The following is an 18,073-nucleotide window of genomic DNA, read 5'->3' as shown; positions in this document are numbered from 1 at the left end:
ACGGTTCACGATACGACGTCGGCGGGCGCGCGCGGTGCTGGGGACGCCGGAGGTGTCCTGGACAACAGCAGCGGCGAAACCCGGTACACGATCGCGAGCCCGCCGAGGGTCACCAGAGCGGCCGCGCCGTAGGCCCACGGCAGGATGTACGAGCGGCCGTCGAAGGTGCCGCCGGTGGGCGGGAGCAGGAACGGCAATCCGGCGCTGATGACCGTGGCGACCACCCGGAACCTCGACGTCCCGGCCGCCGCGGCGAGCGGGATCACCGCCCACAGCAGGTACCACGGCTGCAGGTTGATCTGCAGGATCATCGCCGCGCCCAGCGAAACGCCGAGCCCGATGATCGGCCGGTAGCGCCATTTGAAGCTGGCCCACAGGAATTTGATCGTGACGGCCGCGGTGATCACGTTGCCGAGCGTGCCGAGGATCGGCACCAGCGCGTCGGTGTGGTTGCCGAGCCCGAGCGTGATGCCGAGGACGCCGCTGAGGTTCGCGATCTCCGCGGTGGGGGAGATGAACGACCGCACCAGCCCCGGCGTGCTCGCCGTCGCGCCGATCCAGCCGAAGCCCAGCCCGGTGCCGACGCAGATCGCGGTGAGCACCACGCCGAACAGCAGCGCCATCGGCGCGCCCGCCCACACCAGGTCTTTCAGCCGTCCGTGCCATCTGCGCGCGACCATCACCGAGAGGAACGGCAACGCCAGCACCGCCGGGATTTTCACCGTGGCGCCGATCGTGATGATGACGACGCCGAGCGCGATGAAAAGCAGTTCGCCCTTCGCCAAGGGCGGCGGACTGTCGCCCTTCACCCGCACCGGCAGCCGCCGGATGCCGATCTCCAGCCCGGCCACCATGAGCCCGATGGCCAGCGAATCGTTGTGCGCGCCCGCGACGAAATGGAAGATCAGCAACGGGTTCGCCGCGCCGAGCCACAGCGCGGTGGCCGGCTGCACGCCGAACCGCCGGGCGAGCCGCGGCACCGCCCACACGATCAGCAGCACGCCGACCATCGCGAGGCCGCGCTGCAGCAGCACGCCGACGACGATGTTGTTGCCGCCGACCGGGGCCAGCCAGCCGCCGAGGCGCAGCAGCAGCGGGCCGTACGGGGCGGGGGTCTCGCGCCAGATGTTGGTGACGCCCGCGGTGAGCGGGTCCGCGACGCCGAGCGCCTGCGCCGGGCCCAGCTGGTAGGGGTCCATGCCGCGGTGCACGATCTCGCTCTGCGCGAGGTAGCTGTAGACGTCGCGGGAGAACAGCGGCGGGATCAGCAGCAGCGGCGCGACCCACATGGCGACGGTGCGGGCGAGCTGCCCGCTGGTGGCCAGCCGCGCGCTCGCCGGACGGGCGAACCGGGCGAGCAGGAGCCAGCTCAGCACCAGGATGCCCATGCCGGAGAAGGCGATCGCGAGCGAGACCGTCGGGATCCGGATGAACAGCCGCAGCACCGGCAGGTCCTGCACCGGGTTGATCACCGGCGCGGCCCCGGCCCCGAGCGAGCCGAGCGCGAGGAACAACGAGCCGACCGTGCCGAAGCGGCGGACCGCGTCGAGGCCGCGGGTCTCGGCGGCGTTCAGCGGATCGGTGCGGCGCGGGCCGACCGGCGACGGCGCGGCTTCGGGGGCCGGGGGAGCGGCCACGGCGCCGTCGGCACCGTCAGCGCCGCCCGGTTCGCCGGATAAGTCCGGTTCCGGTGCCCGCTGGTCCGGGTGTTCGCCGACTGCCACGCCCGGAAGCGTATCGACTCCGGTTCGGACGGAGCATCGAGCCGTTCGGTCCCCGGCTCCGGGATTGCCCCCGACGGTCCGTGAAGGACTCCTAGAAGAAATCCGAGTCCCCCTGCCCAGGGCTCAAGCCGGCGCCATGAGCGCAGCCGAGCCATACCGGCTCGGGGGAGTCGGTCGTCCGTGAGGGGAACCCTGAGGGAATCAGAGTCCCTCAGGGTTCCCCTCACGGACCTGGGGCGGGGGCTGCGGCGGCGGGGTGCGTCCGGAGGTGAGTCGGGTCACTGCCCGACACCCCGCCTTTGCCCGCTGGCCGGAAATAAGACACACTTGTGTTGTGAAAAAGAACGGGACCACCGGCGAGGGGCGCGGCGAGCAGCCGCGCGCCGCGGCTGTCGGCGTTCCCGTGCAGGTCAGCGCGGTGAACGTGGCCGAGGGCCGCACCCGGCACGAGGTCGCCCGGCTGCTGCTGGAGCAGGGCCCGATGACCGCCGTGGTGGTCGCGGAGCAGCTCGGCATCAGTCCGACGGCGATCCGCCGCCACCTCGACGCGCTGCAGGCCGACGGCGAGGCCGAGACCCGCGACGCCCCCCGCAAGGGCCCGCGCGGACGCGGCCGTCCGGCCAAGCTGTTCCTGCTCACCGAGGCGGGCCGCGCCCGGTTCGGGCACGCCTACGACGACCTCGCGGTCTCGGCCATCCGCTTCCTCGCCGAGCACGCCGGCCCGGACGCGGTGCGCGCGTTCGCCGAGCGCCGGGTCGAAGGGCTCGTCGGGCCGCACCGGCAGGCGATCACCGGATCGGCTGATCCGGTCGAGCGCGCCGAGGCCCTCGCCACCGCGCTGAGCAGGGAGGGCTACGCTGCCTCGACCCGCCAGGTCGGCACGGTCGGAGCGGAAGCCCCGGCCGCGCACGTAGGCGCGCAGCTGTGCCAGCACCACTGCCCGGTCGCGCACGTCGCCGCGGAATTCCCGCAGCTGTGCGAGGCCGAAACGGAAGCGTTCGCGAAGCTGCTGGGCACCCACGTCCAGCGGCTGGCGACCATCGCGCGCGGAGACAACGCGTGCACCACACACGTACCCGCCGGACCGGCGGGTATCCCGGCCCATCCCGAGCCGGACCGCACGACGCCCGGAGACGCGGCCGCGCCGCCCGAAGGGCACGCACCACGGATCCCGAATGGAGGGAAACCCGCATGACTGCCGCTGCCGAGCAGCGCACTCCCACCACCGAGCCGTTGAGCCAGGAAGAGACCATCGCGTCCCTTGGCAACTACGCCTTCGGCTGGGCGGACTCCGACGAGGCGGGCGCCAGCGCCCGCCGCGGCCTGAACGAGGACGTCGTCCTCGACATCTCCGGCAAGAAGTCCGAGCCCGAGTGGATGCGCGACGCCCGATTGAAGGCGCTCAAGCTGTTCGACCTCAAGCCGATGCCGAACTGGGGCGCCGACCTCTCGGGGATCGACTTCGACAACATCAAGTACTTCGTGCGGTCCACCGAGAAGCAGGCGACCAGCTGGGAAGACCTGCCCGAGGACATCAAGAACACCTACGACAAGCTGGGCATCCCCGAGGCGGAGAAGCAGCGCCTCGTGGCCGGCGTCGCCGCGCAGTACGAGTCCGAGGTCGTCTACCACCAGATCCGCGAGGACCTGGAGGAGCAGGGCGTCCTCTTCCTGGACACCGACAGCGCGCTCAAGGAGCACCCGGAGATCTTCGAGGAGTACTTCGGCTCCGTGATCCCGGCGGGCGACAACAAGTTCTCCGCGCTGAACACCGCGGTGTGGTCCGGCGGCTCGTTCATCTACGTGCCGAAGGGCGTGCACGTCGAGATCCCGCTGCAGGCCTACTTCCGGATCAACACCGAGAACATGGGCCAGTTCGAGCGGACGCTGATCATCGTCGACGAGGACGCCTACGTCCACTACGTCGAGGGCTGCACCGCCCCGATCTACCAGTCGGACTCGCTGCACTCCGCGGTCGTCGAGATCATCGTGAAGAAGGGCGGCCGCTGCCGCTACACGACGATCCAGAACTGGTCGAACAACGTCTACAACCTGGTCACCAAGCGCGCCAAGTGCGAAGAGGGCGCGACCATGGAGTGGATCGACGGCAACATCGGCTCCAAGGTGACCATGAAGTACCCGTCGGTCTTCCTCATGGGCGAGCACGCCAAGGGCGAGGTCCTCTCGGTCGCGTTCGCGGGCGAGGGCCAGCACCAGGACGCCGGGGCCAAGATGGAGCACCTCGCGCCGCACACGTCCTCGACGATCGTGTCGAAGTCGGTCGCGCGCGGCGGCGGCCGGACCTCCTACCGCGGCCTGGTCAAGGTCGCGAAGCGGGCGCACCACTCGCGCTCCAGTGTGGTCTGCGACGCCCTGCTGGTGGACACCATCTCGCGGTCGGACACGTACCCGTACGTGGACATCCGCAACGACGAGGTGTCCATGGGCCACGAGGCCACCGTGTCCAAGGTCAGCGAAGAGCAGCTGTTCTACCTGATGTCGCGCGGCCTCGACGAGGCCGAGGCGATGGCGATGATCGTGCGCGGGTTCGTCGAGCCCATCGCGCGCGAGCTGCCGATGGAGTACGCGCTCGAGCTGAACCGCCTGATCGAGCTGCAGATGGAAGGGTCCGTCGGCTAAATGGAGTCAACACAGTCCGTGGCCTCGGACAGCAATGTTTCTGAAGCCCTTCGCGAGGGGGCCGTCATTCCGGCGGCCTCCCGCGCGGAGCGGTTCACCTCGTACGACGTCGAGGCCTTCGAGGTCCCCGGCGGGCGTGAGGAAAACTGGCGCTTCACTCCGATGAAGCGCCTGCGCGGCCTGCACGACGGTTCCGCCGTCGCCTCCGGCGAGATCACGCTGGAGACCGAGGCCGCGCCGGAGCTGAAGATCGAGACCGTCGGCCGCGACGACGCTCGCCTCGGCGAAGCGGGCGTGCCGAGCGACCGCATCGCGGCGCAGGCGTACTCGTCCTTCGCCAAGGCCACGATCGTCACCGTGCCGAAGGAGACCCAGGCGTCGAAGCCGTCGGTGCTGCGCATCCACGGCCCGGGCGAGGGCAAGGTCGCCTACGGCCACCTGCAGGTGCGCGCCGAGGCGTTCGCCGAGGCCGTCATCGTGCTCGACCACGTCGGCTCCGGCACCTACGCGGACAACGTCGAGTTCGTCATCGGCGATTCGGCCAAGATCACCGTGGTCAGCGTCCAGGACTGGGCCGACGACGCGGTGCACGTGTCCGAGCAGCACCTGCGGCTGGGCCGCGACGCGACGCTCAACCACACCGTGGTCACCCTCGGCGGCGACCTGGTCCGCATTTCGCCGACGGCGACGTTCGCCGACCGCGGCGGCGACGTGGACATGCTGGGCGTCTACTTCTCCGACGCCGGCCAGCACCAGGAGCACCGGCTGTTCGTGGACCACGCGGTGCCCAACTGCAAGTCGCGCGTGATGTACAAGGGCGCGCTGCAGGGCGAAGGCGCGCACGCGGTGTGGATCGGCGACGTGCTGATCCGGGCGGCCGCCGAGGCCACCGACACCTACGAGCTGAACCGCAACCTCGTGCTCACCCCCGGCGCGCGCGCCGACTCGGTGCCGAACCTCGAGATCGAGACCGGCGAGATCGAGGGCGCGGGCCACGCGAGCGCCACGGGAAGGTTCGACGACGAGCAGTTGTTCTACCTCCAGTCGCGCGGGATCGGCGAGGAGGCCGCGCGGCGGCTGGTCGTGCGCGGGTTCTTCCACGAGATCCTGGTCCGCATCGGCGTGCCCGAGGTGCGCGAGCGCCTCGAAGCCGCGATCGAGGCCGAACTCGAAGCCGTGGGCGCCTGAGCCCGTCCGTCCACTTCAGACTCTTTAGGAAACAGCAGATGGCTACCCTGGAAATCAAGGACCTGCACGCGTCGGTGACCACCGACGAGGGCGCCAAGGAGATCCTCAAGGGCGTCAACCTGACCATCCGGTCCGGCGAGACGCACGCGATCATGGGCCCGAACGGCTCCGGCAAGTCCACCCTGTCCTACGCGATCGCCGGCCACCCGAAGTACACGGTGACCTCCGGCGAGGTGCTGCTGGACGGCGAGAACGTGCTCGAGATGAGCGTGGATGAACGCAGTCGAGCGGGCATTTTTCTCGCCATGCAGTACCCGGTCGAGGTGCCCGGCGTCTCGATGTCGAACTTCCTGCGCACCGCGGCCACCGCGGTCCGGGGCGAGGCTCCCAAGCTGCGCCACTGGGTCAAGGAGGTCAAGGAGGAGATGGGCAAGCTCGGCATCTCCCAGGAATTCGCCGAGCGCTCGGTGAACGAGGGCTTCTCCGGCGGCGAGAAGAAGCGCCACGAGATCCTGCAGCTGGCGCTGCTCAAGCCGAAGTTCGCCATCCTCGACGAGACCGACTCCGGCCTGGACGTCGACGCGCTGCGCGTCGTGTCCGAGGGCGTCAACGAGTACAAGGCGGGCAACGAGGTCGGTGTCATGCTGATCACGCACTACACCCGCATCCTGCGGCACATCACCCCGGACTTCGTGCACGTCTTCGCCGACGGCCGCATCGTCGAGTCCGGCGGCCGCGAACTGGCCGACGAGCTGGAGGAGAACGGCTACGTCAAGTACGTCGGCTCTCCCGAGCCCGCCAAGGCCTGACGTTTCCGCGCCCCGTTCCCGACGACACCGAGAGAGAGGAGTTGGCTCGATGACCACCACGGCTTCGAACAGCCCGACCAACTCTGTTCCCCTTGACGTGGCGGCACTGCGTGCCGACTTCCCGATCCTGACGCGCACCGTGCGCGACGGGAAACCCTTGGTGTACCTGGACTCCGGAGCGACCTCGCAACGGCCGGTGCAGGTGCTCGACGCGGAACGGCGGTACGTGTTCACGTCGAACTCGGCCGTGCACCGCGGTGCCCACCAGCTGTCCGAAGAGGCCACCGACGCCTACGAATCCGCGCGCGCCAAGACCGCGGAATTCGTCGGCGCGGACCCGGAAGAGCTGGTGTTCACCAAGAACGCGACCGAGGGCATCAACCTCGTGGCGTACGCGATGAGCAACGCCGCCACCGCCGGTCCGGAGGCTGAACGGTTCCGGATCGGCGAAGGCGACGAAATCGTCATCACCGAGATGGAGCACCACGCGAACCTGGTGCCGTGGCAGCAGCTGTGCCAGCGCACCGGGGCGACGCTGAAGTGGTTCAAGGTCACCGCCGAAGGCCGCCTCGATCTGTCCGATATGGACAGTGTGATCACGCCGCGCACGAAGGTGGTCGCGTTCGCGCACCAGTCCAACGTGCTCGGCACGGTCAACCCGGTGGCCAAGCTGGTGGCCAAGGCGAAGGAGGTCGGCGCGCTGACCGTCCTCGACGCCTGCCAGTCGGTGCCGCACTTCGCGGTCGATTTCCACTCCCTCGACGTCGATTTCGCGGTGTTCTCCGGGCACAAGATGCTGGGCCCGTCCGGGATCGGCGTGCTGTACGGCCGGACCGAGCTGCTGTCGGCGATGCCGCCGTTCCTGACCGGCGGCTCGATGATCGAGCTGGTCACGATGGAGCGCACCACGTTCGCCGCGCCGCCGCAGCGGTTCGAGGCCGGGGTGCCGATGACGTCGCAGGCGATCGGCCTCGGCGCGGCGGTGGACTACCTGTCCGCGGTCGGGATGGACCGGATCGCGGCGCACGAGCACGAGCTGGCCGCGGCCGCGATCGCGGGCATCGGCGCGATCCCGGGCGTGCGCATCGTCGGGCCGACCGACCTGGAGGACCGCGGCGCGACCGTCGCGTTCGTGATCGACGGCGTGCACCCGCACGACGCGGGCCAGGTGCTCGACAGCCTCGGCATCGCGGTGCGGGTGGGACACCACTGCGCGTGGCCGCTGCACCGGGCTTGTTCGGTGCCCGCGACCGTGCGGGCGAGTTTCTACCTGTACAACACGCTGTCCGAAGTGGACGCTCTGGTCGCCGGGATCCGCGAAGCGCAGAAGTTCTTCGGGGTGGACCAGTGAACCTGGAGAGCATGTACCAGGAGATCATCCTGGACCACTACAAGAACCCGCACGGGCGCGGCCTGCGCGATCCGTTCGACGCGGAGTCGTTCCAGGTCAACCCGACCTGCGGCGACGAGATCACCTTGCGGGTGAAGGTCAGCGACGGCAAAGTCGAGGACGTGTCCTACGACGGCCAGGGCTGCTCGATCAGCCAGGCGTCCGCGTCGGTGCTGACCGACCTGGTCGTCGGGCACACGGTCGACGAGGCGTTCACGACCATGGACGCGTTCGTCGAACTGATGCAGGGCAGGGGCAAGGTCGAACCGGACGAGGACGTACTGGAGGACGGCGTCGCGTTCGCCGGCGTCGCGAAGTACCCGGCGCGCGTGAAGTGCGCCCTGCTCGGCTGGATGGCGTTCAAGGACGCCGTTTCCAGTACCACCACAGGAGCTGAGAAGGCATGAGCGAAGAGACGGCCACCGACCCGCGCGAGGGGCGCACCGCCGCGGACCTGCCCGAGCAGACCGCCGCCGTCCCCGCCGACATCGCCAAGATCGAGGACATCGAGGAAGCGATGCGCGACGTCGTCGACCCCGAACTCGGGATCAACGTCGTCGACCTCGGCCTCGTCTACGACATCCGGGTCGAGACCGACAACACCGCGACGATCGACATGACGCTCACGTCGGCGGCCTGCCCGCTGACCGACGTGATCGAGGACCAGACGTCGGCGGCGCTGACGTCCGGCGGCCTCGTGGACGACTTCCGGATCAACTGGGTCTGGATGCCGCCGTGGGGCCCGGAGAAGATCACCGACGACGGCCGCGAGCAGTTGCGGGCGCTCGGGTTCACTGTCTGAGGTTCGCTCTTTCGAAGGCCGCTCCCGGCTCGCCGGGGGCGGCCTTCGGCGTATCCCGGATTGGTGCGTTCGGGCGCTGCCGGGCGGAACGCCGGATTCTGTCGGGGTCGGGTGCTACTACTGGTCAATGACCGAACCCGATTCCGAATCCGTGTCCTCTCCCGAAGAAAGACCCAGCCGCGGCCTGGCCGTGGGAGCGGTGTCCGTGGCCGCGGTGAGTCTCTCGCTCGCGGTGCTCACCTGGCTGGCCTGGCTGCTGGTCCGGCCCCGGCTCCTCGTGAGCGGCGTCTACCCGCTCGTGGCCGAGGTGTTCGTCCTGGTGCTGGGCGCGCTGTGGTTCGCGGCGCTGCTGGCCGGCGTGCTGGCGGTAGTGCTGGGGCGGCTCGGAGGAGCGAAACAGCCTGGCGGCGACCTGGCCCGCACCGGCTCGCTGCTGGGCGGGCTGACGGTGGTGGTGGCGCTGGCCGGGACGGTCGCGTTCACGGTGAGTCCCGGCCCGATGCCCGCTTACGGCGACGGCGGACGGCCGCTCAATTCGATCCTCAGGGGGTGAAGTCCGTATAACGACCTATACGGCGACGGATGATTTCGGCCGTCCATGATGGACAGAGCGGCACAATCCGCCCGGACGATCCGGAGCCGCGTAACGGATCCGCGGCGCTCGCCGATGCTCGCGAGGTGATCGACGGTTTTCCGGCTCCGCCGCCGGTTTCCCGCGCCCCGCGCCGGTTTTCGGCGCTGCTGGCGCTGTTCGTCGTGGTCGCGCTGGCCGGGGTGGCCGGATGCGGGTACGGGCTGGTGACGATGTTCGGCTACCGCGCGGTGAGAGTGCCGGACAACGTGATGGCTCCCGCCGTGTCCGCCGGGACGACGATCGTCATCGGCAAGCAGGACGGGCAGGCCTACCACCGCGGCGACGTAGTGCTGGCGCGCATGCCCGCGCAGCAGAGCGACCGGGCGTTCACCTTGCTGGGACGGGTGATCGGCGTGGGCGGAGACGATGTGCGCTGCTGCGACGAGAAGCGCCGGATCGTGGTGAACGGCAAATCCGTCGACGAGTCCTACGCGAGCGGCGACGGACCCCTGTTCCATGTGGTCGTCGAGAAGGCCGCGGTCTTCCTCGCCGAGGACCGCCGCGACCGCGGCCGGGACTCGCGGATGGAGGTGGTCAGCGGGATGAACGGCTCGGTGCCGGTGTCCGAGGTGTACGGGGTGGTCGTGGCCACCGGGGCGAACCGGTGGTGGGTGCGCACGCTGCCGCCGACGACGGCGTTCACCGCCGCGGGGTTGCCGGGTGCGCCTGAGGTGGATCAGGGACCGTTCCTGGGGCGGGTGTTCCTCGGGGCGGGAGCGGGAGCGTTCCTGATCGGGTTCCTGGGCGCGGTGGTGACGGGCGTGCGCCGGGGCAGGAAACGGCGCCGGGAAGCTGCCGGGCCGGGCTGGCAGCCGGGCGGGTAACAATTGTCCGAACTGTTCCGATGATCGCTTCGTGACAGAAGGCTTTCCTGCTGCTCCGCCTCCGGCCGTGCGTGCGCCGCGCCGGTTTCCCTGGCTGCTCGCGATCTTCGCCGTGTTGGCGATCGTGGGCGCGGTCTCGGCGGCGACCGGGCTCCTCAACGTGTTCAGCTATCGGTCGGTGACCTTGTCCGGTGGCGGGATGGCACACACCATCGCGCAGGGCGAGCGGGTCGTCTTCGGGCTGCGCGAGGGCCAGGAGATTCACCGGGGCGACCTTGTCGTGTTCGAGGCGAGCGAGTTCGTCGGCGGGAAGTCCGTGAAGTTCCTGAAACGGGTGATCGCCGTCGGCGGAGACGAGGTCGAGTGCTGCGACGCGCAGCGCCGGATCAAGGTGAACGGCAAGCCGGTCGACGAGCCTTACGTGGTCGGCAAGCAGGAGACTTTCCACGCGAAAGTGCCCCAGGGCTCGGTGTTCGTGGCGGGTGACCAGCGCGACAACTCGAACGATTCCCGGTGGTGGACCGACGAGTCCGGCAACGGCGGATCGGTGTCGCTGTCCGAAGTGTACGGAGTCGTCGCGGCCACCGGGAATCTGTTCTGGGTCAAGCAATTCCCGGCGACCACCGCGTTCACCGACGCCGGGCTGCCCGGTACGACGGAGCCGGATCCCGGGCCCGTCACCAGCAGGATCACCGCCGGGGTCGGGGCGGGCGTGTTCCTCATCGGGTTCGTCGGCCTGCTCGTGACTGTCGTCCGGAGCGCCGGAAGACGACGAAAAGCAGCCGCAGCCCCGCCAGTGCGCTGATCATCAGCAGGTTGTAGCCGAAGACGTGGTTCAGCGTCAGGCCGGGCACCAGCTGCGGGCCGCTCGAACTGGACAGCAGCAGCACCGCCATGAGCCCGGTCGCGATGCCGACCAGCGCCAGCAGCACCTCGTGCACCAAGCCGGTCACCAGGTCGCGGTCGCGTTCGTCGGAGAACAGGCGCATGTTCACCGACAGTCGGCCTTCTTCCAGTGCCGCGCCGATCCGGTCGACGCGGCGGGGCAGGCGGCGCAGCACCGGCAGCAGGGCGGTGAACTCGTCGGTGACGGTGCGGCGCAGGGTTTCCGGGCGCAGGCCGATGCGTTCGGTGGCGAACGCGCGGGATTCGGCGACGAGGTCGAAGTCCGGGGCCAGTGTCGCGAGGGTGCCTTCCATCGTCGCCAACGCGCGGAACACCGCGGCGATCGGCGGCGGCACGGCCAGGCGGAATTCGGCGATGACGCGGAACAGGCCGGTGAACAAGTCGAGACCGGCGCTCCGGCCGGGTCCGAAGTGCCGGGCGAGCAGGGCTCCCAGCGCGCGCTCCAGGCGTTGTTCGTCGAGATCGTCCGGGCGGGTGACGATTTCCAGCAGTCCGTCGCGGACGCCGGCCGGGTCGCCGCGGTCGATGGCGGGCAGCAGGGCTTGCAGACCGGCGCGCAGTCCGGTGTCGAGGCGGCCGACAGAACCGAAGTCGAGCAGGCCGAGGGTGCCGTCTTCGAGCAGCAAAACGTTGCCAGGGTGCGGATCCGCGTGGAAGACCCCGCCGAGCAGCACCTGGTCGAGCAGGCCGCGCAGGAAGGTTCGGGCGAGTTCCTCGCGGGAGTGTGTCGAACCGGTGGCGAGCGGTTTGCCGTCGAGCCGACGCATCACCAGAACGCGCTCTGTGGACAGTGCTTTGTGGACAGTCGGCAGGGTGATGCCGGGGACCGGATGTGCGGCGATGGCGTCGATATTCGAGGCTTCGGTGCGGAAATCGAGTTCGTCCTCAAGAGACTCGGCGAACCCGTCGGCCAACTCCAGCACGCCGAGCGAGCGCGCCCAGCCAGCACGGTCGTACAGCACGGCGGCGAGGCGGCGGACGATGTCGATGTCGCGTTCCACCTGCTCGCGGATCCCGGGCCGTTGCACCTTCACGACGACCTCGGTGCCGGACCGCAGCCGAGCGCCGTAAACCTGCGCGATCGACGCTGCGGCAAGGGGTTTGTCGTCGATGTGGGCGAAGGCAGTGAGGTCGATTTCCTCGCGCAGCAACGCGCGCACCTCGTCTTCGGGCGCGGGCGGAACCTGATCGTGCAGCCGGCTGAGTTCGCGGATGTACACCGGCGGTAGGAGATCTGCGCGAGTCGAGAGCAACTGGCCGAGCTTCACGAACGTCACGCCCGCTTCCTCGAGCGCTAGCCGAAGCGACCGCGCGAGTTTCGCGGAGCCGTCAGGGCCTGCGGTGCGGCGGCCGGTGAGGAACGAGCCGAGACCGTGGCGGATCGCGATGCGCATGATGCGCGAGTAGCGCCGGGCGCGGGCCGCGCGGGATCGCACCGACCGCATCCGGGCGAACAAACCGGGCCCGCCGGACGGAATCGCGAGTTCGGCGACAAAAAGGACTAACAGCGTCACCGCGAGCGCGCTTCCGGCGAGCGGGATCAGCAGTCCGATCGCGACCCCGGCGTTGGTCAGCACGGCGATCGGGAACAGCCGGATGACGGTGCCCGCGACGAGCCAGCCCGCGAGCGCCGCGCCGAGCGCCCGGACGAGACCGACGCGCACCCCGAGCACTTTGCGGGCCGCGGCGACCAGCGGCCACAGCACCACGACGTAGGCCAGCAGGCCGAGCAGCAGCGTTTGCATGCCGACGAGCACACCATCGCGGCGGCACGCGCGGATCCAGCCGGGGCGGGACGGACCTCCCTCTCGCGGGGGAGCGTCCTACTTTCGGACGTAGTCGCCCCGGTGGTGAACTTCTAACGTCGTCGAGCGGACAAGGGTTGCTTGCTTTCTCGATGACGTACGGAGGACACGATGCACGCACGAGGGTTCCGGCGGATCGCCGCACTGGCCATGGCGACCGCCGCTCCGCTGGGCTTCGGCCTGGCGACCGCACCCGCCGCGTCCGCCGCCGCGGCGACCACCGTCTACTACAGCTCGGCGGGCGCGCCGGACTACGTCGCCCAGATCGACCAGGGCGCGGCCAACTGGAACGCCGCGGTGAGCGACGTCCAGCTGGTGAAGGACGAGGGCAAGGCGACGGTGAAGATCCACGAGGTCAACAGCGGAGGTTCGTACACACAAACCGACGGGCACGGCAACGGCGACGTCTACCTGGACACGAGCCAGGTCGCCGAGGGCTACGACCCGACCCGCATCGCCGCGCACGAACTCGGCCACAACCTCGGCCTGCCGGACCACTACGAGGGGCCGTGCACGGAGCTGATGTCGGGGCACGGGCCGGGCACGTCGTGCACGAATGCCAAGCCGGACGCGCAGGAATCGGCGAAGGTGCAGCAGCTGTGGGCCAACGGGGTCCGGGCCGTGGGGACTCGGGTCACCACGACTGTCTACTGAGGACTCACGACATCCAGCGCACTCGAGTCCTCGCCGGACCTGGTGAGCGCTGCCAGGGACTTAAGCTGCGCAGCCCACGCCCACTGACCGTCCACAAAGGACTTCAGTGCCCGCTGTGAATGCCTGGTCTATGACCCTGCGACCTTGCTGAAGTCCGTGAGGGGAACCCTGAGGGACTCTGAGTCCCTCAGGGTTCCCCTCACGGACGCTTGGCCCGGATCCTCCGGTCTGGGCAAACCTCGGCAGCAGCACTCACGGCGCCCCTACTCCGCTTGCAGCACGAAGAACAGAAAACTCGGGCTCACGCACAACATCCGGTAATCCTCCGGGAACAACGCCTCCGCCTCCGGCACCGGTTTCGGTTCGCTGAGCACCGAAATCCGGAACCCGCCAGCGGTGAACGCGTCGGTCATCGCGTGCAGCGGACGGTTCCAGAAGCTCATGGGCGTCGTGCGGCCGTCGACCTCCCAGTCCTCAGTCCACTCGTAAGTCGCCGAATAGTCGGTCTTCTGCCCGGCTTGGCGCTGCAGCAGGTGGATCGCGTAGGGATGGTCGACCACCACGATCAGCCGTCCGCCGGGCTTGAGGATGCGGTGGAACTCGCCGAGCGTCGGGCCCCAGTCCTCTAAATAGTGCAGCACCAGCGAGGCGACGACGTCGTCGAACGCGTTGTCCGCGTAGGGGAGCGGCTCGGCGACATCGGCGACCCGGAGGTCCACATCAGGGCCGAGTCGCTGGCGGGCGATCTCGAGCATGCCGCTGCTGAGGTCGAATCCGGACACCTCCGCGCCGCGTTCGCGCAGCGCGACGGTCAGTGGCCCGGCACCGCAGCCCGCGTCGAGAATCCGCCGCCCGGCTACGTCCCCGGCCAGCGCGAGCACGGCGGGCCGCTCGTAGTAGGCGTTCTGGATTTCGGTGTCCGACATGGCGGTGTAGCTCTCGGCCAGCAGGTCGTAATCGTTGACGACGGCGCTTTCTTCCGGAGGCATGCGACCCACAGTGCCAGAAAATCGGCCGCGGGGGTCCCGCCCTGGAGGGAGGCGCCCGCCGGGGCAGCCTGTCAGGATTGGCGGGTGCGTTTCTTCCGTCCGCTGGTCAGCGGGGTCACCTATCGCCGGTGGGTGTACCTGATTCTCGGCGCGGCGCTCAGCGTGCCGTACCTGCTTCTCGCGATGATCGCGATGCCGTCGCTGATGCCGTTCACCACGACGGTGGGCTGGGCGAGCCTGGCTGGATTCGTCGTGACGCTCGCCGTGCTGGCCGCGACCGCGTTCCTGCCCGCAGTGCGAGTTCTGGAGGCGGCGGCGGTTCGGGAGTTGCTCGCCCAGCCCGCGCCCGGACGCGGCAGGCTGCGGTGCGCGGTGATGTTCGTGCTGCACGTCGGGTCCGGGCTGGTCATCGGGCTCGCGACGCTCGCGGTGCCTGCCGGATTCGGGTTCGCGATCAACGCGGTCTTCACCGGTCGGCTTGTCGACACGCCGGATTTCCAGCTGACGGTTCCGCGCGGCTGGGCTTCGGCGTGGCTGCCCGCGGCGTTCGTGGCGGCGTTCGTCGTGCTGATCTACGTCGTGTGGGGCGTCGGCGGGCTGCTGCGCCGCGCGGCGGCCCGGTTGCTCGGCTGGTCCGCCGCCGAACGCATCGCGCAGCTCGAACGCCGTACCGACCTGCTCGCCGAACGCACCCGGCTCGCGCGCGAACTCCACGATTCCGTCGGCCACGCGCTCTCCGTGGTCACGTTGCAAGCCGGGGCTGCGCGACGGACGCTGCACACTGATCCCGGTTTCACCGAGGAAGCGCTCACCGCGATCGAGGAATCGGCCCGCACCGCGCTCGACGACCTCGACCACGTGCTCGGCCTGCTCCGCGACGAGGCCTGCGACCGGACGCCGCACGCGGGTCTCGCCAACCTGCCCGCGCTGATCACCGTGACGCAGCAGTCCGGCACGGATTGCCGCTACGAGGTTCAGGGCGATGTCGCCGCGGTGCCGGCAGTGGTTTCCCGCGAGGTGTACCGGATCCTGCAGGAATGCCTCACCAACGCGGCGCGGTACGCGGGGAAAGTGCCGGTCAGCGTCGCGCTGGCGGTGGCGGACGGGCAGCTGCGGGCCGCGGTCGCGAACCCGCTCGGCTCGGCCCGGCCATCGCGCGCCCGGGGCGGCCGCGGTCTGCGGGGCATGGCGGAGCGGGCGGAACTGGTGGGTGGCAAGCTGTCGGCCGGACCGGTGGGCGAAAACTGGGAGGTCGTGGTGACGGTGCCGTGGGGGAACCGGTGAGTGTGCGAGTCCTGCTGGTGGACGACGAGCGGCTGATCCGGGCCGGGCTGCGCGCGATCGTGGACAGCGAACCGGACCTGACCGTGGTCGGCGAGGCCTCCGACGGCGCCGAGGTGCCCGGGCTGGTCGCGCAACTGCGGCCGGACGTCGTGCTGATGGACGTGCGGATGCCCGCCGTGGACGGGATTCGCGCGACCGAGCACCTTCTGTCCACTATGGACGAACCGCCGAAGGTGATCGTGGTGACCACCTTCGAGAACGACGACTACGTGTACGACGCGTTGCTTGCCGGGGCCAGTGGATTCCTGCTGAAACGCGCTCGCCCGGAGGAGATCGTCGCCGGGATCCGGACGGTGCTGGCGGGCGATTCGCTGCTGTTTCCCGCCGCGATCCGGGGCATGGCCGCGCGCCGTTCTCCGGCGCTTTCGGTGGCACCGCTGGATTTCCTGACCGAACGAGAACGGGACGTCCTGCGGCTGATGGCGGCCGGACTGTCCAATGGGGAGATTGCCGCGGAGCTGTATCTGGGGCTGCAGACGGTGAAAACGCACGTCGGGAACGTGCTGTCGAAGCTGGGCGCGCGGGACCGGACGCAGGCGGTGATCCGGGCTTACGAGTCGGGCTTCGTCACGCCGACCGGCTGATGGCGACGTCCCGGCCGATGCCGCGCAGCACCTCGACGCGGTCGCTGCCGGGACGGCTGAGGACCCAACTCGATCCGGGGACTGCCTTGGCGCGTTTCTTCAGGGGCGCGAGCAGCCGGGAAGCGTCCCGATAGGACGGAATCGTCCCGCTGCCGCACACGAGCGTCGCCAGCGACACCGTGACCGGCATCCCTTCAGCGGACCAGTGCGTGTCCAGCAAAGCCGCGGCGACTGTGCCGATCTCGTCCACATCGCACACGATCAGGAAGTCGTCCCCGCCCACATGGCTCACGCGCATCCGCGGCAGCCGCCGGGCAAGGTCGGTGAGCGTCTCGCCCAGAGCGCGGATCAAATCGTCGCCCGCGGCGAAACCGGCGTTGTCGTTGACCGACTTGAACGCGTCGACATCCAGCCACGCCGCCACGAATTGCTCGCCGCTCGCGATGCGGCGTTCGACGTCGCGCGCCGACGCCTCGCTGCCCGGCAGCCGGGTGAGCGGGCTGAGCGTCACCGCCTCCTCGACCTTCGCCTCGGCGACACCGCGCACGACCTCGGTCACCAGCACCACGCCGAGACAATGCCCGGAAGCGTCGACCACCACGACGTCGTCGCCGGTGCGGCCCCAGTCGGCGTCGGTGACCAGTTCCAGGAACTCCAGTGCGCTCGCGCCCGCTTCGATCAGGTGCGGTTTGTCCGCCAGCCTCGCCGCGGAACGCTTCGCGTGCAACGCATGCCCGTACGGACCGGTGATGGTCACGAGGAAGCGCGTCCGGTCGACTGACCACTGTGGACGGTTGTCCGCGTCGACGCCGACCACGCCGCTTGGCGCGTCCGCGGCGGCGAGCACCTCGCGGACGTCGTCGCAGGTCGCGTCGACCGGCAAGGTGGTGGCCGGGCGCAGGAAATCGCCGACGCGCGGGGCCTGCGGCGGCGCGGGCGAGCGGCGGTCTTCTGGGACGACCGCGCCGGCGGCGGGCGCGGACCGGTTCGCGGCGGGCGGCGCGAGCAGGTTGCCCTGCGCGATCCGGACGCCCAGGTTCTGCGCGGCGTCGAGCTGCGACTCGGTCTCGATCCCGGTCGCGACCAGCCGGGTGTTCATGCGCGTCGTGAAGTGCAGCAGCGCCTCGACCACCGCCGTCGACGCCGGATCGCCGGGCAGGCCGCGCAGCACGCTGCGGTCGAGTTTCACCAGGTCCACGGGGGACTGCGCGAGCAGCGCCAGCGGGAGGTCGCCGCGGCCGAGACCGTCGAGCGCGAGCCGGAAGCCCTGTTCGGTGAGCGCGCGCATGCCGTCGAGCAGGCGGCCGGTGGGCAGATGCGTGAACGGCGGGCCGACCTCGAGCACCACGTCGCGGGTGCGCCGTCCGGCCGCGCCGAGTTCGGCGATCAGCTCGTCGAACGCCTCCAGCGGCGACGCGAGCGTGCGCGCGGAAAGGTTCAGGTGCAGCGGGAGCGCGCTGGGCCGCTCGGCTTCCTGGCGCACCGCGGCGGCGGCCAGCCCGAGGTCGACCTCGGTGAGCTTGCCCTCGCGACGGGCCTCGGCGAGCAGTTCGTGCGCCGTGCCCCGGCCCGGCCGGGCCAGCGCTTCGTACGCGACGACCCCGCCGGTGTGCAGGCTGTACATCGGCTGGAAGGCGAATCGGACCGCTCGCAGCGTCGTCACGGACGCGATACTGGCATCGCCCGAGGCCGCTGCGAAACCGTTGTCAGCTGATGTTCACCGGCACGGCACTTTGGCCACCGGATCGGACTAACAAAATGCTTTCCCGTTCCCTCGATC

17 protein-coding genes are annotated in these 18,073 nt (G+C 69.9%); 13 read left to right on the top strand and 4 right to left on the bottom strand.

The window, feature by feature from the left end:
• Positions 1 to 5: 5 nt before the first annotated feature.
• Entirely contained in the window at positions 6 to 1,637 is a 1,632-nt protein-coding gene (gene mptB, locus ABD156_RS05075; protein ID WP_344268471.1) for a polyprenol phosphomannose-dependent alpha 1,6 mannosyltransferase MptB, read from the bottom strand.
• Between the two features lie 421 nt (positions 1,638 to 2,058).
• Here mptB and ABD156_RS05070 point away from each other — a divergent pair, with 421 nt between their 5' ends.
• From ABD156_RS05070 to lepB (ABD156_RS05025), 10 genes are all read left to right on the top strand, one after another.
• The gene (locus ABD156_RS05070) at positions 2,059 to 2,919 is read left to right on the top strand and encodes a helix-turn-helix transcriptional regulator (RefSeq protein WP_377928143.1); all 861 of its coding nucleotides are present in this window, start codon (positions 2,059 to 2,061) and stop codon (positions 2,917 to 2,919) included.
• On the top strand, positions 2,916 to 4,364 hold the full coding sequence (gene sufB / locus ABD156_RS05065; RefSeq protein ID WP_344267208.1) for a Fe-S cluster assembly protein SufB: 1,449 nt from the start codon (positions 2,916 to 2,918) through the stop codon (positions 4,362 to 4,364). Before ABD156_RS05070 ends, sufB begins: the two co-directional genes overlap by 4 nt.
• Entirely contained in the window at positions 4,365 to 5,552 is a 1,188-nt protein-coding gene (gene sufD / locus ABD156_RS05060) for a Fe-S cluster assembly protein SufD (RefSeq protein WP_344267206.1), read from the top strand.
• Between the two features lie 38 nt (positions 5,553 to 5,590).
• Positions 5,591 to 6,361 carry a Fe-S cluster assembly ATPase SufC gene (gene sufC / locus ABD156_RS05055; RefSeq protein ID WP_344267204.1) on the top strand — a complete coding sequence of 257 codons (771 nt, stop codon included), beginning with the start codon at positions 5,591 to 5,593 and terminating at the stop codon, positions 6,359 to 6,361.
• A 49-nt stretch (positions 6,362 to 6,410) separates the two neighbouring features.
• Positions 6,411 to 7,712, top strand: coding sequence for a cysteine desulfurase (locus tag ABD156_RS05050; protein ID WP_344267202.1), 1,302 nt, complete (start codon positions 6,411 to 6,413; stop codon positions 7,710 to 7,712).
• A complete protein-coding gene (gene sufU / locus ABD156_RS05045) occupies positions 7,709 to 8,158 on the top strand; it encodes a Fe-S cluster assembly sulfur transfer protein SufU (protein WP_344267200.1) in 450 nt (149 codons plus the stop codon). The genes ABD156_RS05050 and sufU overlap by 4 nt, the downstream gene beginning before the upstream one ends.
• Positions 8,155 to 8,553: a metal-sulfur cluster assembly factor gene (locus ABD156_RS05040; protein WP_344267198.1), complete on the top strand. Its 399-nt coding sequence runs from the start codon at positions 8,155 to 8,157 to the stop codon at positions 8,551 to 8,553. Before sufU ends, ABD156_RS05040 begins: the two co-directional genes overlap by 4 nt.
• A gap of 127 nt (positions 8,554 to 8,680) precedes the next feature.
• On the top strand, positions 8,681 to 9,106 hold the full coding sequence (locus ABD156_RS05035) for a hypothetical protein (RefSeq protein ID WP_344267196.1): 426 nt from the start codon (positions 8,681 to 8,683) through the stop codon (positions 9,104 to 9,106).
• A gap of 29 nt (positions 9,107 to 9,135) precedes the next feature.
• Positions 9,136 to 10,011: a signal peptidase I gene (gene lepB / locus ABD156_RS05030; RefSeq protein ID WP_344267194.1), complete on the top strand. Its 876-nt coding sequence runs from the start codon at positions 9,136 to 9,138 to the stop codon at positions 10,009 to 10,011.
• 31 nt (positions 10,012 to 10,042) lie between these two features.
• A complete protein-coding gene (lepB, locus tag ABD156_RS05025; RefSeq protein WP_344267192.1) occupies positions 10,043 to 10,816 on the top strand; it encodes a signal peptidase I in 774 nt (257 codons plus the stop codon).
• Here lepB (ABD156_RS05025) and ABD156_RS05020 read toward each other — a convergent pair.
• Positions 10,731 to 12,662 carry an AarF/UbiB family protein gene (locus ABD156_RS05020; protein ID WP_344267190.1) on the bottom strand — a complete coding sequence of 644 codons (1,932 nt, stop codon included), beginning with the start codon at positions 12,660 to 12,662 and terminating at the stop codon, positions 10,731 to 10,733. The genes lepB (ABD156_RS05025) and ABD156_RS05020 overlap by 86 nt on opposite strands.
• Positions 12,663 to 12,833: 171 nt before the next feature.
• On the opposite strand from ABD156_RS05020, the gene ABD156_RS05015 reads away from it, so the two are divergent.
• A complete protein-coding gene (locus ABD156_RS05015; protein ID WP_344267188.1) occupies positions 12,834 to 13,376 on the top strand; it encodes a snapalysin family zinc-dependent metalloprotease in 543 nt (180 codons plus the stop codon).
• 263 nt (positions 13,377 to 13,639) lie between these two features.
• Here ABD156_RS05015 and ABD156_RS05010 read toward each other — a convergent pair whose 3' ends face one another.
• Positions 13,640 to 14,365, bottom strand: coding sequence for a class I SAM-dependent methyltransferase (locus ABD156_RS05010; protein ID WP_344267186.1), 726 nt, complete (start codon positions 14,363 to 14,365; stop codon positions 13,640 to 13,642).
• An 84-nt stretch (positions 14,366 to 14,449) separates the two neighbouring features.
• Between ABD156_RS05010 and ABD156_RS05005 the strand changes: the two genes are divergently transcribed.
• A complete protein-coding gene (locus ABD156_RS05005) occupies positions 14,450 to 15,649 on the top strand; it encodes a sensor histidine kinase (protein WP_344267184.1) in 1,200 nt (399 codons plus the stop codon).
• Positions 15,646 to 16,293, top strand: a complete 648-nt coding sequence (locus ABD156_RS05000) for a response regulator (RefSeq protein ID WP_344267182.1) — start codon at positions 15,646 to 15,648, stop codon at positions 16,291 to 16,293. The genes ABD156_RS05005 and ABD156_RS05000 overlap by 4 nt, the downstream gene beginning before the upstream one ends.
• Here the strand turns inward: ABD156_RS05000 and ABD156_RS04995 are convergent.
• Complete coding sequence (locus ABD156_RS04995) at positions 16,277 to 17,956, bottom strand: GGDEF domain-containing protein (protein ID WP_344267180.1); 1,680 nt, start codon at positions 17,954 to 17,956, stop codon at positions 16,277 to 16,279. The two genes, ABD156_RS05000 and ABD156_RS04995, sit on opposite strands and share 17 nt — an antisense overlap.
• Between the last annotated feature and the right edge of the window lie 117 nt (positions 17,957 to 18,073).

It is taken from the genome of Amycolatopsis albidoflavus, from assembly GCF_039525725.1.
Lineage (GTDB): Bacteria > Actinomycetota > Actinomycetes > Mycobacteriales > Pseudonocardiaceae > Amycolatopsis > Amycolatopsis albidoflava.
Note: the sequence above shows the minus strand (reverse complement) of the source record. Positions and strands in the feature narration are given on the sequence as shown.

Bases quoted from the DNA above. Each gene is read 5' to 3' on its own strand.
- sufB (WP_344267208.1), top strand. From the start codon at position 2,916: ATGACTGCCGCTGCCGAGCAGCGCACTCCCACCACCGAGCCGTTGAGC.
- sufD (WP_344267206.1), top strand. From the start codon at position 4,365: ATGGAGTCAACACAGTCCGTGGCCTCGGACAGCAATGTTTCTGAAGCC.
- sufC (WP_344267204.1), top strand. From the start codon at position 5,591: ATGGCTACCCTGGAAATCAAGGACCTGCACGCGTCGGTGACCACCGAC.
- ABD156_RS05050 (WP_344267202.1), top strand. From the start codon at position 6,411: ATGACCACCACGGCTTCGAACAGCCCGACCAACTCTGTTCCCCTTGAC.
- ABD156_RS05040 (WP_344267198.1), top strand. From the start codon at position 8,155: ATGAGCGAAGAGACGGCCACCGACCCGCGCGAGGGGCGCACCGCCGCG.
- ABD156_RS05035 (WP_344267196.1), top strand. From the start codon at position 8,681: ATGACCGAACCCGATTCCGAATCCGTGTCCTCTCCCGAAGAAAGACCC.
- lepB (WP_344267194.1), top strand. From the start codon at position 9,136: ATGATTTCGGCCGTCCATGATGGACAGAGCGGCACAATCCGCCCGGAC.
- ABD156_RS05020 (WP_344267190.1), bottom strand. From the start codon at position 12,662: ATGCAAACGCTGCTGCTCGGCCTGCTGGCCTACGTCGTGGTGCTGTGG.
- ABD156_RS05015 (WP_344267188.1), top strand. From the start codon at position 12,834: ATGCACGCACGAGGGTTCCGGCGGATCGCCGCACTGGCCATGGCGACC.
- ABD156_RS05010 (WP_344267186.1), bottom strand. From the start codon at position 14,365: ATGCCTCCGGAAGAAAGCGCCGTCGTCAACGATTACGACCTGCTGGCC.